General features: G+C 65.4%; 14 protein-coding genes and 1 pseudogene. 9 read left to right on the top strand and 6 right to left on the bottom strand.

Features of this window, described 5'->3' with window-relative positions; translation table 11 throughout:
- Positions 1-54: 54 nt before the first annotated feature.
- On the top strand, positions 55-1,050 hold the full coding sequence (locus tag ACP69Z_RS11070; protein ID WP_426267538.1) for an NAD(P)H-quinone oxidoreductase: 996 nt from the start codon (positions 55-57) through the stop codon (positions 1,048-1,050).
- Here ACP69Z_RS11070 and ACP69Z_RS11065 read toward each other — a convergent pair.
- Genes ACP69Z_RS11065 through ACP69Z_RS11055 form a run of 3 tightly spaced genes read right to left on the bottom strand, consistent with a single transcriptional unit; the run spans position 1,047 to position 4,149 of the window.
- Entirely contained in the window at positions 1,047-2,429 is a 1,383-nt protein-coding gene (locus ACP69Z_RS11065; protein ID WP_426267537.1) for a DUF2142 domain-containing protein, read from the bottom strand. The genes ACP69Z_RS11070 and ACP69Z_RS11065 overlap by 4 nt on opposite strands.
- Positions 2,426-3,499, bottom strand: a complete 1,074-nt coding sequence (locus ACP69Z_RS11060; protein ID WP_426267536.1) for a glycosyltransferase family 2 protein — start codon at positions 3,497-3,499, stop codon at positions 2,426-2,428. The genes ACP69Z_RS11065 and ACP69Z_RS11060 overlap by 4 nt, the downstream gene beginning before the upstream one ends.
- On the bottom strand, positions 3,490-4,149 hold the full coding sequence (locus ACP69Z_RS11055) for a class I SAM-dependent methyltransferase (protein WP_426267535.1): 660 nt from the start codon (positions 4,147-4,149) through the stop codon (positions 3,490-3,492). The genes ACP69Z_RS11060 and ACP69Z_RS11055 overlap by 10 nt, the downstream gene beginning before the upstream one ends.
- Positions 4,150-4,312: 163 nt before the next feature.
- On the opposite strand from ACP69Z_RS11055, the gene ACP69Z_RS11050 reads away from it, so the two are divergent.
- The 7 genes and pseudogenes from ACP69Z_RS11050 (at position 4,313) to queA (ending at position 9,863) form a co-directional block, all read left to right on the top strand.
- On the top strand, positions 4,313-5,719 hold the full coding sequence (locus ACP69Z_RS11050; RefSeq protein WP_426267534.1) for a hypothetical protein: 1,407 nt from the start codon (positions 4,313-4,315) through the stop codon (positions 5,717-5,719).
- Positions 5,720-5,845: 126 nt separating this feature from the next.
- Positions 5,846-6,535, top strand: a complete 690-nt coding sequence (locus ACP69Z_RS11045) for a cell cycle transcriptional regulator TrcR (protein WP_426268092.1) — start codon at positions 5,846-5,848, stop codon at positions 6,533-6,535.
- A gap of 52 nt (positions 6,536-6,587) precedes the next feature.
- Positions 6,588-6,827, top strand: coding sequence for an exodeoxyribonuclease VII small subunit (locus ACP69Z_RS11040; RefSeq protein ID WP_426267533.1), 240 nt, complete (start codon positions 6,588-6,590; stop codon positions 6,825-6,827).
- Positions 6,827-7,732: a polyprenyl synthetase family protein gene (locus ACP69Z_RS11035; RefSeq protein WP_426267532.1), complete on the top strand. Its 906-nt coding sequence runs from the start codon at positions 6,827-6,829 to the stop codon at positions 7,730-7,732. Before ACP69Z_RS11040 ends, ACP69Z_RS11035 begins: the two co-directional genes overlap by 1 nt.
- On the top strand, positions 7,729-8,223 hold the full coding sequence (gene coaD, locus ACP69Z_RS11030) for a pantetheine-phosphate adenylyltransferase (protein WP_426267531.1): 495 nt from the start codon (positions 7,729-7,731) through the stop codon (positions 8,221-8,223). The genes ACP69Z_RS11035 and coaD overlap by 4 nt, the downstream gene beginning before the upstream one ends.
- A pseudogene (locus ACP69Z_RS11025) lies at positions 8,220-8,783 on the top strand (peptidylprolyl isomerase); the annotation flags it as partial. The gene coaD and the pseudogene ACP69Z_RS11025, both read left to right, overlap by 4 nt.
- Positions 8,784-8,831: 48 nt before the next feature.
- Complete coding sequence (queA, locus tag ACP69Z_RS11020) at positions 8,832-9,863, top strand: tRNA preQ1(34) S-adenosylmethionine ribosyltransferase-isomerase QueA (RefSeq protein ID WP_426267530.1); 1,032 nt, start codon at positions 8,832-8,834, stop codon at positions 9,861-9,863.
- Between the two features lie 3 nt (positions 9,864-9,866).
- Here the strand turns inward: queA and ACP69Z_RS11015 are convergent, their stop codons facing one another.
- Positions 9,867-11,087, bottom strand: a complete 1,221-nt coding sequence (locus ACP69Z_RS11015; protein ID WP_426267529.1) for a glycosyltransferase — start codon at positions 11,085-11,087, stop codon at positions 9,867-9,869.
- Between the two features lie 10 nt (positions 11,088-11,097).
- Complete coding sequence (locus tag ACP69Z_RS11010; protein WP_426267528.1) at positions 11,098-11,841, bottom strand: fatty acid desaturase; 744 nt, start codon at positions 11,839-11,841, stop codon at positions 11,098-11,100.
- Between the two features lie 97 nt (positions 11,842-11,938).
- Here ACP69Z_RS11010 and mscL point away from each other — a divergent pair, with 97 nt between their 5' ends.
- Positions 11,939-12,397 (top strand): large conductance mechanosensitive channel protein MscL, encoded by a 459-nt coding sequence (gene mscL / locus ACP69Z_RS11005; protein WP_426267527.1) that lies wholly within the window; start codon positions 11,939-11,941, stop codon positions 12,395-12,397.
- Here the strand turns inward: mscL and ACP69Z_RS11000 are convergent.
- The gene (locus ACP69Z_RS11000; protein ID WP_426267526.1) at positions 12,368-13,054 is read right to left on the bottom strand and encodes a hypothetical protein; all 687 of its coding nucleotides are present in this window, start codon (positions 13,052-13,054) and stop codon (positions 12,368-12,370) included. The two genes, mscL and ACP69Z_RS11000, sit on opposite strands and share 30 nt — an antisense overlap.
- Between the last annotated feature and the right edge of the window lie 75 nt (positions 13,055-13,129).

Raw genomic sequence — 13,129 nt, 5'->3', positions numbered from 1 at the left:
GCCGTGTTCGTTCAGCGGCTATGGCTTAACGAAACTTCAGCAGCGTGGGGCATCATGGACCTTCCGGACGTCATGACGGCGATCGAGATCAGCATGGCGGGCGGCCCCGAAGTGCTGGTGCCGGTATCCCGCCCGGTGCCGCAACCTGGCGCTGGCGAGTTGCTGATCCGGGTCGCCGCTGCAGGCGTCAATCGTCCTGATGTCCTTCAACGCCGCGGCTTCTACCCGCCGCCGCCGGGCGCCAGCGACATCCCCGGGCTCGAGATTGCCGGCGAGGTGGTCGCGGCGGGCGAGGGGGCAACCCACCATATCGGCAGCAAGGTGACCGCACTCGTCGCCGGCGGCGGCTATGCCGAATATGGCGTGACGCCTGCTGCAACCGCGCTGCCCGTGCCGGACGGCTTGTCGATGGCCGAAGCGGCAGCGCTGCCCGAGACGCTGTTCACGGTCTGGGTCAATCTGTTCGAGCGCGGCTTTGCGTCCGAGGGCGACTGGGTCCTCGTTCACGGCGGCACCAGCGGTATCGGAACGATGGCGATTTCGCTGTGCCGGCTGCTTGGCGTGAAGGCGATCGTCACCTGCGGCAGCGACGAGAAATGCGCCGCGGCCCTGAAGCTCGGCGCTGCGGCGGCGATCAACTACAGGACGCAGGACTTCGTGGAAGAGGTGAAGCGTCTAACCGGCGGTGCCGGGGCCAACGTCATCCTCGACATGGTCGGCGGCGACTATTTGCCGCGCAACATTGCCTGCCTGGCCGATGATGGGCGGCACGTGTCCATCGCTACCCAGCGCGGCGTAACGGCCGAGCTCAACATTCTCGACGTCATGCGCCGCCGCCTGACCCTCACCGGCTCAACCCTGCGGCCACGACCGACAGCCTTCAAGGGGCTGGTCGCCGAAGAACTTCGCCGCGAGATCTGGCCCTTCGTCGAAAGCGGGCAGCTGCGCCCGGTGATGGACAGGACGTTCCCGCTGGCTGAGGCGGCTGCCGCCCATGCCCGGATGGAAGCGGGCGAGCATGTCGGCAAGATCGTCCTGGTAACCGGCTAGAGCGTGTAGAACGCCTTGGCGATAACGATCAGGACGACCAGGTTCGCGCCGATCAGCAGTGTCCTGAGGTGAACACCCGCGGACGCAACGAAGCTACGGGCAGGCAATAGCGCCAGCAGCAGGAGGCATGCCGAGGGAATAAAGTAGCGCCCTTGCAAGCCATTCACCCCGGGCATGTCGACGGGCGTGTAGGTCAGCAGCAACGCCAGACAGATGGCGATCGCAATGCCGAAGCTCACGACGATGAGGCGCAGGCGCATTGCAGCCCCCGGCTCGCCTTGCTCAGTTCCACCACCCAGGAACAAGCAAAGAAGCGCTGCGGCGGAGAGGGCTTGCGCAGGCATGATCGGACCGATGTTGAGCCAGCCGAAGGTGAACAAGGTCTGCTGCATCAGTCTCGGCAGACCTGCGAAAGCGGACAGCAGCGGCGCCACGAGGAGCGAAGGGTCGGCCAGCCAGGAGGCGACCCGCTCCCCTGCATGAGGAACGTGGGCAAAGTGATCTACCTTCACGGCGTTGGTCGCCGCCACCCACCAAACGGCCAGCAGTGCGGGAAGGAGGCAACAGAGAAGCAGAAGCACGACTTCGCGGAGTGGCTTCTCGCGTCGTGGCAGGCCGCCGACCAGTGCCAGGGGCAAGTAGACGATCTTGCTGAGCGTGAGGGCGCAAAGCAGGAGAAAGGCGCCGGTTCGTGACGGAAGGGTCCACCGCTTGCTTGCGGCTGCCCGAAGGCCAAGTGCCGTCAGGAGGCATGCGCCACCGTTGATCAATCCATCCTGCCCGAGAGCGGATGCGGTAGCGACGGTCATCGGGAACAGACCGACGAAGAGGAACACCGACGCGCCCCACGGCGTCAGGGCAATTGCGGCGGCGATCAACGCAATGGCGAAGGCGGCGTTGAAGATCCTGCCGAGGCGAACGATGTTCTCCACCGACAGACCGGCAGACTTGCCCACCCAGACGGCCAGCACTTGTGGTCCGTAGCCGGCCGGAGAGTAGATGGCCGATCCGAAGAAATCATAGAAGCGGGGCGGCGCTGCATCGGGCGACGTGCTGCGTGTCATGGTCAACGGGCGCTTGGGCGGAGGCCGCAAAGCGTGCGGATCGACCGTTCCGATCTCGGGTGCTGCCGCTATTTCGATCCCGCCGGGAAGCACGCCCCCAAGCGCAGGACCGCGGCGTTCGGCAATCAGGTGCAATTCCGACAATTGCCATGCCCGGAACAGATGCTGGTGTTCGTCGGGCGTCTGAAAGGGAGGGCTAAGCAGCGCAAACGCAGCGTAGAGGAAGGGGGCGACCAGAAGAAAGAAGCGGACGTGAGGCAGATTCCCCTGCCGCTTGGCCGAGGCGAACTGACTGATCGGGGCGTGAACGCTCACCTGCAATGCGCTTTCGCAAGTTCTGGAAGGCGGGCCGGATAGCCACCATTCCGCTCGACGACGTCGCTGTCCATCGAAGCTGCTCTGGGCAGGTTAGGCACGTTGCGGATGTCGTAGTTGAGCGCCGACAGGATGAATTGCGTGCCGCTGAGAATGGGAAGCGCTGCGATCATCACCTGTCCGGCAGTCGCTGCCTCGCCGGAGGTGAACGAACCGATCCAGAAGCTCGCGCCGGCGACGATGCCGAAAGCGAGCAGCAGAATGCCGACGATCACCTCCAGCGTGACCAGCGAAAAGTCGCGGATAAGATAATGGACAAAGAACCGCCGCCCGATGTTGCGCAGGTTCTTGAACAGGAAGGGCAGCACCACACGGCGAATGCTGAGGTTGCTGCGCTCGTCAGCATAGACCGCGGCCATCGGCACGTCCTGCACCACCGCGCGAAGCAGATAGAGGTTCAGCAGCATGTCACTTTCGAAGAAGTAGCGCTGGTCGATGCGTTGCCGGACCAGTCGCTCAGCCACCGAGCGATGCACCGCGGTGTAGCCGTTGGTGGGATCGAAGATGTTCCAATAGCCCGATGACAGTTTGGTCAGGAACGACAGTGCGCTATTGCCGACCAGCCGGGCCAGCGGCATTCCTCGCGCATTCTCGAGGAAGAAGAAGCGGTTCCCCTTGGTGTAATCGGCCGTACCGTCGATGATCGGCTGGACGAAACGCCGGACGAGGGCGGGGTCCATCTGGCCGTCGCCGTCGATCTTGACCAGAATGTCGTGTCCATCGGCAAGCGCGGCGCGGTAGCCGGTGAGGGTGGCGCCGCCGACGCCCTGGTTGCAGTCATGTCGCACCACCCGCACGCGCGGATCGGCAAGGCTTGCTTCGATGTGGTCACCCGATCCATCGGGACAGGCATCGTCCACGCAGTAGATTGCCGCCACTTCCGGACCAACGCGCCCGATCACGTCGGCGACATGGCGAGAGACCCGGAAGCAGGGGATGATGACGGCGATGCTGTGCTGATCGCCCGCCGCTGCCCTCGCCGCCGCCGAAGAGAGCGCTTCTAGGAGCATGAACGAAGGCGCCAGGCGGTGACCCGGAAGAGGGTTGGGAAGATCGGCACCCGGCGCGCGTCAATCCGCTCGAAGTGGTCGGCGAAGATGCGTTCGATGTCGAAGATGTTGCTGTGGTGGTAATGGCCCGAGAAGCCCGCCAGCCGGCGTCCGAACTTGTAGAAGCTGCTCTCGGTCGGGCCTGACAGGATGAACACGCCGTCCTTGCGCAGCAGGGTGGCAAGGCGCTCGACCAGCTCCGGAATGTTCTCATTATGCTCGAGCGAGTCGAGCGCAAACATCGCGGCGTAGCTTCCCGGCTTGGCCGTCTCGAGCGTCTGGCGTTCGACGGCCTGCCACTCGCCGCAGGCCTTCGCCAGCTGCTCGTCCTGCTCGATGATGTGATAGGGACCGCGCTTCTGGATGAGGTGGCCGACCTCGCCGGTGGCGGCGCCGAAATCCAGGATCGGGCCAGCGGGCGCATATTGCCCGTAAAGGCTGGCAGCAGCCTTGTTGCGTTGCCAGGCGACCCAGGCGGCCGGGCGATTGCCGTGGACGTAGGAGGGGATGCAGCTTTCCTCGATCTCCTCGAACTGCCGACAGACATCGAAGTGCGATTGAAGAACCGAGCGCCGTGCCGCGATCGCTTGGCCAAAGATCAATCTGTCCACTTTACCCTCCCACAACCCGCCACCAAACAGCGGATGTCGGCACCATTCACGGCAAATGGCAAAGGAAGCGTAAACCATGTTCAAAGAATTTTCGGGCTGGTGCTTGGACGCAGCCAGATTTCGGTGAACCTGCTGGTAACCTTCTTCCGCTAGCTCTCGCGTCATGAGCTTCATGTCGCCCATCACCGCCGAGACCGTTCCGACCAGACGCGAGCTGCGCACTCGCGAGGTGCTGGTGGTGCTTGGCCTGTTCGCCGTCATAGCAGCATTGCGCTTGCCCCTGGCTTGGGTGGAAGGGCGCTTCCAGGACGAGGATGCGACCGTATTCCTCGCCTTTGCCTGGCATTTCCCTGCCGAAGCGCTGTTGCGTCCGTTTGGCGGCTATCTGAACATCGCTGCGAACGGGATCACCCTGGCACTTGCGGGCCTCCTCAAGGGCGGTGTGATCTCGCTCGAGAAAGCGCCGTATTTCGTCATGCTGGCGGGACTTTGCGGGCAGCTGGTGCCAGCCATTCTCGTCATCAAGAGCCGTTCGCCCTGGCTTGCCGATCATCGGCGCCGTGCGGTGGCGCTGTTGATCCTGCTGGTGATGCCGACGACCGAGGAAGTGTTCCTTAACGTCATGCACATCCAATTCCACCTGGCGCTCGCGGTCGGGTTGATCGTGGCCTTGCAGGCGGGAAGCGGCCGGGTTCGCAGCTGGTTCGAAGGTGCGATCCTGTTCCTTGCGCCGTTGTGCGGGCCGGCGGCGATCGTGTTTCTGCCGTTGCTGGGACTACGAGCCGTGGTCGACCGCGATGCCCGGCGCTGGCGCCAATTCGCCATTCTTGCGGCGGGCGCGGCGATCCAGCTCTTGTTCTTCTACCATTCGACGCCGCTGCGTGGCGCTCCGTTCGATCCGGTCAATCTCGCGGCGGCCATGTTCATCCGCCTGATCGCGCTTCCGTTAGGCGGGCTGAACGGAGCCGACCACGTCGGCTTGGCAGCGGCGATCGGTTTGACAAAGGGCGGTCCAGGCCTGTGGCTGATCGCCGCACTTTCGGTGGGCGTGTTCAGCGCCATCTTCGCCGCCACCCTCAAAGCGCGTGACGATGCCGCCTGGCTGTTCACTGCGGCCATGAGCGTGGCTGCGGTGAGCCTCGGCTTCGGGATCCTCACCGGTTCGTCCTACTCGGCCTTTTTCTCTGTGGCGGGCCCACGGTACAATTACATCCCGCTGGTGCTGCTTGGGCTGTGTTTCCTGTGCCTCGCGGCGCGGCCGAACGAGACGGAACGGCGGGCGCCGCGGATGATCGTGATCCTGATGTTGTTCGTGGGCGCAGTGCATTTCGTGCAACCCGGCGAGACCTACGCTGACGGCCCGAGCTGGAAGCGCGAAGTGGCGGCGTGGAGGAAGAACCCGAACCACCAGTTGGAAGCATGGCCCCATTATCGCGCCGATCTTTCCGACCGGCACGTGCGCTGTGACGAGCCATTCGCGCCCGGGCAGATGCCGCCTCGCTACTGCGAACAGGGCTGGCTCCATTCCTTCGACAGCTGGAAAAAGCCGAAGTCGAATCCGGTGCCCTGATCGGCGATCTTGCCGAAGGGATGCGTTCGTTCTAAGAGGATTGCATACGCGGCCGCTCCTTAACGGGGCGGCCCTTTTTGTGTCCGGAGACTAGTGATGGCCCAAGCCCCGCAGGCAACCCCGCTCATGCCGCATGCGACCGCCGCCTGGCTGGTCGACAATTCGAGCCTGACCTTTGAACAGATCGCCGAATTTTGCGGCCTCCACATCCTCGAAGTGCAGGCGATCGCCGACGACACGGCGGCGACCAAGCTGACCGGCCGCGATCCGCTTCGCTCGGGCGAGCTCACCCACGAGGAGATCGAGCGCGGCCAGGCCGACCCGAACTACAGCCTCAAGATGTTCAAGGCGCCCGAGCAGGTCACCCGCACCAAGGGCCCGCGTTATACCCCGGTGTCCAAGCGCCAGGACAAGCCCGACGGCATCGCCTGGATCATCAAGAACCACCCGGAAGTGTCGGACGGCGCCATCGGCAAGCTGATCGGCACCACGCGCACCACCATCGCCGCCATCCGCGACCGCAGCCACTGGAACATCGCCAACATCCAGCCCAAGGATCCGGTCACGCTTGGTCTGACTTCGCAGCGCGAACTCGATGCGGCGGTGGCCAAGGCGCAAAAGGCGGCGGGGATCGAGCATGTCGACGACGGCCGCCTCGACACCGACCGCGCCAGCCTGATCGAGCAGCTCCGCGCCGAGCGCGAGCAGCATGCCCGCGACGCCGAGGCCGCCGCGATCGACGCCCAGCGCGACGAGCATGGCCTTGCACCGGGCGAGATCGTGCCCGGCATCGCGGATCCGTTCCGCAAGGCCTGAGCCTTTGGGTGAGGGGCCTTGCGTCCCTCGTCCCGGCGGCTAATCCGCTACCATGGCTTCCGCCCCCGAAAACCTGTCCTTCGAGGCCGCGCTGGCGCGGCTCGAGGAGATCGTCCGCCTGCTGGAACGCGGCGAAGCGCCGCTCGACCAGTCGATCGACCTTTATCAGGAAGGCGACCGCCTGAAGCGGCTGTGCGAGGAACGGCTCAAATCCGCGCAGGCGCGGATCGACGCCATCGCGCTCGGACCCGACGGCCAGCCCGCGGGCACCCGTCCGTTCGAGGCGCAGTGATGGCGAGCGTGGCCGACGCTACCGACCTTTTCGCTGAAGCCAAGCGCATTGCGGCAGGCGTCGATCGCCTGTTCGAGGCGGCGTTGGCCGACCGCTGCGATGGTCGCGATCGTTTGTGCCAAGCGATGCGCCACGCGGGGATCGGCGGCGGCAAGCGGCTCCGCCCGCTGCTCACGGTCGCCGCTGCCCGCCTGTTCGGGATCGACGAGGAACGTGCGCTTCGCGCCGGCGCGGCGATCGAGGCGATCCACGTCTACAGCCTGATCCACGACGACCTTCCCTGCATGGATGACGACGACCTGCGCCGGGGCAAGCCGACGGTCCACAAGTTGTTCGACGAAGCGATCGCGGTGCTGGCCGGCGACTGCTTCCACGCGCTTGCCTTCGAGCTGCTGGCCGACGCGCGCACTCACGAAGACCCGTTTGTTCGTTCGGAACTGGTGGTGGAGCTCGCCAAGGCATCGGGGATCGACGGCATGGGTGGAGGGCAGGCGATGGACCTCGCCGCCGAGGGCCAGACGCTCGATCTTCAGGCGATCACCCGCCTTCAGCAGCTCAAGACCGGCGCGCTGATCGAATATGCGGTCGAAGCCGCCGTCATCATGGGCCGCGTTGCCGAGGAAGGTCGCGCCCGCTATCGCGGCTATGCCCGCAACGTCGGCCTTGCCTTCCAGATCGCGGACGACCTCCTCGACCATGAAGGCGACGAGCAGGCGGCTGGCAAGAAGCTCCAAAAGGATGCCGATGCCGGCAAGGCGACCTTTGTCTCGCTGCTCGGTGCCGACCGCGCCCGGCAACAGGCTGAAATGCTGGTCGAACAAGCGATCGAGCATCTTCACGGCCACGGCGGGGAAGCCGATCTCCTCCGCGCCATCGCCCGTTATGCCGTGGAGCGCGACCGGTGAGCCGCACCGCCGTTTATCCCGGGACCTTCGACCCCATCACGCTCGGCCATCTCGACATCATCCAGCGCGGCGCGCGGATGTGCGACAAACTGGTCATCGGCGTCACCACCAATCCGTCCAAGCAGCCGATGTTCACGGTCGAGGAGCGGATGGCGATGGTGACACGCGAAGTCGCCGACCTGCCGCATGTTTCGGTTACCCAGTTCGACAGCTTGCTGATGGACTTCGCCGAAGCCCAAGGCGCGGCAATGATCCTGCGCGGCCTGCGTGCGGTGGCCGATTTCGAATACGAATATCAGATGGCCGGCATGAACCAGCAACTGAACGACCGGATCGAAACGGTCTTCCTGATGGCCGACGTGTCGCTGCAGCCGATTGCGTCAAGGCTGGTGAAAGAAATCGCGCGTTATGGCGGCGATATCAACAAGTTCGTCACGCCCGCCGTGGCCGCCGACGTGGCGGCACGGACCGGGCACAAGGGGAAGAAATGAAGCTCACGTTCGCCTTGCCGTTGCTCGCCCTCCTGTCCGCGCCGGCGCTGGCCCAGGCGTCTGCCGCCGCGACCGCGCCGCTGCCGATCAACGCGCCTGCCAACATTGTTGCCGATCCCTCGAACCGCTGGTCGCTCGAGCTGTCGAACGGCGGTACGGTGGTGGTGCAACTACGCCCGGACGCGGCACCTCTGGCGGTCGAGCGGATCAAGACGCTGACCCGGCAGGGCTTCTACAACGGTCTAATGTTTCACCGCGTGATCCCGGGCTTCATGGCACAGGGCGGCGATCCCAAGGGCAACGGCAGCGGCGGCAGCGAGCTTCCGGACGTCAAGGCCGAGTTCAACAGCTTGCCCCACCTTCGCGGAACGGTGTCCGCCGCCCGCGCCGAAAGCCCGGACAGCGCGAACAGCCAGTTCTACATCATGTTCGTGCCGCGGATCAGCCTCGACAACAAGTACACCGTGTTCGGCCGGGTCGTGTCGGGCATGAACTTCGTCGACCAGATCGCGCCGGGCGAACCGCCGGCCGAGCCGACCCGCATCGTCCGCGCCACACTCGGCGGCTGATCCTTTCCCCGGCGCGCCGGCACCGGTAGGGGCGGGTCCATGAAAGTGGACTTGTTCGACTTCGCGCTTCCAGAAGAGAATATCGCGCTGCGCCCGGCGCGGCCGCGGGACAGCGCACGGATGCTGCTGATCGAAGGCGGCGTCATGGAAGACCGCACCGTCCTCGACCTGCCGTCGCTGCTCGGTCCGCACGACGTGCTGGTCTTCAACGATACCAAGGTCATCCCGGCGCAGCTAGAAGGCCGCCGGGGTGAGGCAAGCATCGGCGCCACCCTCCACAAGCGGCACGATCTGCGGGCCTGGTGGGCCTTCGTCCGCAACGCCAAGCGGGTGCGGGTCGGCGACACGGTCACCTTCGGCGCTGGCGTCGAGGCGGTGTGCGAAGAGAAGGGTAGCGATGGCGCGCTCCTACTTCGCTTCACTGGAAACGAGCCGGTCGAAGTGCTGCTCACCAAAGCCGGCACCATGCCGCTACCGCCCTATATCGCCTCCAAACGGCCGATCGATCAGGCGGACGCCGAGGATTACCAGACCATGTTCGCGGCGGCCGAAGGCGCGGTTGCGGCGCCCACCGCTTCGCTCCACTTCACCCCGCGGCTGATCGCCGCCCTCGATGCAGCGGGAATCGCGCGCGAGACGCTGACCCTTCACGTAGGGGCGGGCACGTTCCTTCCGGTCAAGGCCGACGACACGGCCCAGCACAAGATGCACGCCGAATGGGGCCGCATCGACGCCGTCACCGCCGAGCGTCTCAACGCCGCGCGGGAGCGGGGAGGGCGGATCATCGCGGTCGGCACCACCGTGCTGCGCCTGATCGAAAGCGCAGCGGCCGACGATGGCCGCATCCTGCCGTTCGAAGGCGATACCGCTATCTTCATTACGCCTGGCTACCGCTGGAAAGCGGTCGGCGGTCTGATGACCAACTTCCACCTGCCGCGCTCGACGCTGTTCATGCTGGTCAGCGCGCTGATGGGCCTCGACACCATGCAGCGCGCTTATGCTCACGCGATTGCGTCGGGTTACCGCTTCTACAGCTATGGTGATTCCAGCCTGCTGCTGCCCACGCGCTGACAATCAGGCGGAGAGCGCCGCTTCAACGATTGCGGCACCGCGCGGGGCACCGCCAGCCTGGGCCAGCGCGTCCGCAACCGCGGTACAGCGCGCCCTGACTGCTTCGTCCGCAATCAGTCGCTTGATCTGCTCGGCAATGGCGCCGGGCCGCTTGGCCAGCTCCTCGCCTAGGCCGTGATGCCGCACCCGCGCGAGGTTACCAGGCTGGTCGAAACCGACCGGGCGGATCAGCAAGGGCACACCGCACGACAAAGCATCGAGCACCGTGTTGCTGCCGCCGTGCGTGATCACCAGCGCGGCGTGCCTCATGACGGCGCGGTAAGGGAGAAAGGCCGCGGCATGGTGAACGTCCAGCGTGGCGACCTCTGCCGCGCTCAGCCGGCCGCCATGGGCAAGCACGAGGGCAGCCCCGGCTTCGCGGCAGGCCTTGGCCAGCGCCCGCCACAGCTTGAGATCGCCGCCGAGCAGCGTTCCCATGGTGGCGAAGATCATTGGCTTGGCCTCGGGTAGATCAAACGGCAGCGCCGCGTCGGCGAGCTCTTCATTCCGGCGTAGCGGTCCCACGGGAACGAAGGGCAGGGGCTCTGGTCGCGGAAAGTCGAGTGCCGGCACCATTTGCGTGATCTGCGTACCGCCAAGGCAATCCTGAAGGTTGGAATGGGCGCCGATCCCGAACCGCTCGGCCCAGGCGGCGATCACCTGGTTTTGACGGCGGCTCAAGGCAGCCGCGATCTTGCCGGTTCGGCGCAGCTTACCTTCGGCCTGCGGCTCATATGGCCAGTCCAGGAAGGGCAAGGGTACGCCTGGCGCGGGGTCGATCGGCACCGCGCAAGCAAGCCCGACGAACGGCAGACAAAGCGCCTTGGCGAGCAAGTAGCCGGCAGGCTCCATCTGATCGCCGACGACCGCGTTGGCCCGCAACGCCCGAAGCCGCTCGCGACCGCCTTCGCATAGCTGATCGGTCAATGCAGCGCTGTCGGCGATGGTGCGCAACGTCGCGACCAGCCCGCCGGGCTTCTCCGCCGCTACCAGCACGCGGCCCACCTGCGGATCGTTGGCGCGGCGGCAAACGTGATGAAGCGGAATGTCGCCGACCGCTCCCTCTGCGTCCGCATTGAGGAGGAAGAAGGGCTCATGCCCGCGCGCCTGCAGCGCTTCGCCAAGCGCGCGAAAGCTCGCCAGATGCGCCGCGAACGGCGGGCAGATGAAGGCGATGCGGGCCAAGCGCGGAAGGCTAGAGGCTGAGTTCGCGGCGCTTGGCGGGAAGCGCCCACCAAGGGGTGCCGGGGCTCAGGTGATGCTCGCGGTGATAACCGAAGTGGAAGCAGGTCAGCAGCGAAGCAAGCACGCCGTAATCGTTGCTGCGCGCATTATGCTCGTCGGCGAACGGCCTTTCGTCATGCCGGTGCGGCAGATAGGTGCCGAAATAGAAGAGCTGCAACGACGACAGGATCGCCGGCACCGCCCAGAACAGCAGCAGATTGCCGATCGGCGCACCGAGCAGCAGGACGTAGGTCCAGACGATCACGTTCAGCACCAGGAACTCCCGCAGCCCGAAATAGCGGACCATGAACTGACCGTACCACGGCCAGAAGCGCGTAGGATGGTGGACCGCGAAATCCGGATCGCCCTCTGTCCCGACGTGCTTGTGATGATCGAAATGCTTCGGGGTCAGCCGGTCCATCCAGAAGCCCGCGTAGAGCAGCAGCGTCAGCCGCCCGACAAACAGGTTCACGCCGCGCTGCCCCGGCGCGAGGCTGCCGTGCATCGCGTCATGGGCGACGATGAACAGCCCGACACTGAGCCAGCTCAGCACCGCCACCAGCGGCACTGCCGAGGCCCATGTCCAGCCGTCGAGGCGCAGAAAAAACACCGACCAGATCTGCAGCGCCACGAAGGCAAGGATGATCGCTCCGGCCAGGCTGAGGCCGATCCGCGTCTGCCGCCGTCGCTGCGCCTCGCTGAGCATGATCGGCATATAGGCGCGGACACCCAATCGCGCCACGGGTCTAAAGGCTGGCCTTCCGCGTCCATCCTGTCATCATCGTTCCCCAGACCATGATGGGAGAGGCCGTATGTTGTCCGATTTCCGTGCGTTCATCGCCAAGGGAAACGTCCTTGGCCTCGCCGTTGCCGTGATCATCGGGGCGGCGTTCGCAACCATCGTGACCAGCCTTACCGACGACATCATCATGCCGGTGGTCGGCTCGATCTTCGGCGGCTTCGACTTCTCGAGCTACTTCCTGCGCCTCGGCGACGTCCCGGCAAGCTACACCGGATCGCCGACCGACTATGCTGCGCTGAAGAAGGCGGGCGTGCCGCTGCTCGGCTACGGTCAGTTCATCACCGTGGTGGTGAATTTCCTGATCCTCGCCTTCATCATCTTCCTGCTGGTCCGCGCCGCGGCCAAGGTCATGCGCGAAGAAGAAGCCGCGGCGCCCGGTGAGGAGATACTCCTCCTCCGCGAAATCCGCGACAGCCTCCAGCGCGGTTCTGTGCCTCTGTCAGGGATTGATGACCGCCGGATCCCATAGGACCGACAAGGCGAGCCCGCCGGCGAACACCGCTTCACGCGCCCGCCTGTCGCGCGGCGCAAACAAGGTCTTGTTGGTGCCGTTGAGATCCACGGCGCCGACTGCCCGGCCGTCGGCTTCGAAGCGATAGCCGAGCGGGGTGGCCGCAGCGAGACTGCCGTTCTGGTCGCGGTGGATCGACGTCACCTCATAGCGAACCCCGTCGAACAGCAGGAACCCGCGCCGCCCGCGCTTGCTCAGCATGGAGCCGACAGTGCCGGTCTCTTCCTCGATCACCAATTCGCCGACGGGCGCCCCGTCCTTGCCGAAGAAGCATCGATAGGCGAACGGCCGGGCGTCGACCGACACCGGACCGACGTTGATCGCGTTCTCTCGGTAGCGGCACGCGCCCTCAAGGCCCGCATAGCTGAAGCTACCCGCGCCGCTGTTGCGGACGAGGAACGCGTTGTGGAAGGACAGCTGATCGGCGCCGCGGGTGAAGCGCCCCTCGGTCCCGGCCAGCAGGAAGTCACCGCGGCGGCCCAGACCCATGCCGGTCAGCTCCAGCGTCTCGGACGTTACGGCCAAGTCGCTCGGCAGAGCGATGCGCGATTCGCGAATGCAGCCACTCAGCATCATGGCCGCTGCTGCCAAGCCTGCCCACGCCATCGTCTTCATCGCTCTTCCCCTGTTCGTTGCCGTTGCGGAACGAGCACGGGTTAACTTCGCGTTTGTACTGTTAAGCTGAACAGC

It is taken from the genome of Sphingomonas sp. LHG3443-2 (assembly GCF_049896405.1).
Classification (GTDB): Bacteria; Pseudomonadota; Alphaproteobacteria; order Sphingomonadales; family Sphingomonadaceae; genus Sphingomicrobium.
This window is presented reverse-complemented; position numbering and strand designations above follow the sequence as displayed.

Coding starts and splice junctions, on each gene's coding strand:
- ACP69Z_RS11070 (WP_426267538.1), top strand. CDS start 55: ATGGACCTTCCGGACGTCATGACGGCGATCGAGATCAGCATGGCGGGC.
- ACP69Z_RS11060 (WP_426267536.1), bottom strand. CDS start 3,499: ATGCTCCTAGAAGCGCTCTCTTCGGCGGCGGCGAGGGCAGCGGCGGGC.
- ACP69Z_RS11050 (WP_426267534.1), top strand. CDS start 4,313: ATGAGCTTCATGTCGCCCATCACCGCCGAGACCGTTCCGACCAGACGC.
- ACP69Z_RS11045 (WP_426268092.1), top strand. CDS start 5,846: ATGCCGCATGCGACCGCCGCCTGGCTGGTCGACAATTCGAGCCTGACC.
- ACP69Z_RS11040 (WP_426267533.1), top strand. CDS start 6,588: ATGGCTTCCGCCCCCGAAAACCTGTCCTTCGAGGCCGCGCTGGCGCGG.
- ACP69Z_RS11035 (WP_426267532.1), top strand. CDS start 6,827: ATGGCGAGCGTGGCCGACGCTACCGACCTTTTCGCTGAAGCCAAGCGC.
- queA (WP_426267530.1), top strand. CDS start 8,832: ATGAAAGTGGACTTGTTCGACTTCGCGCTTCCAGAAGAGAATATCGCG.
- ACP69Z_RS11010 (WP_426267528.1), bottom strand. CDS start 11,841: ATGCCGATCATGCTCAGCGAGGCGCAGCGACGGCGGCAGACGCGGATC.
- mscL (WP_426267527.1), top strand. CDS start 11,939: ATGTTGTCCGATTTCCGTGCGTTCATCGCCAAGGGAAACGTCCTTGGC.
- ACP69Z_RS11000 (WP_426267526.1), bottom strand. CDS start 13,054: ATGAAGACGATGGCGTGGGCAGGCTTGGCAGCAGCGGCCATGATGCTG.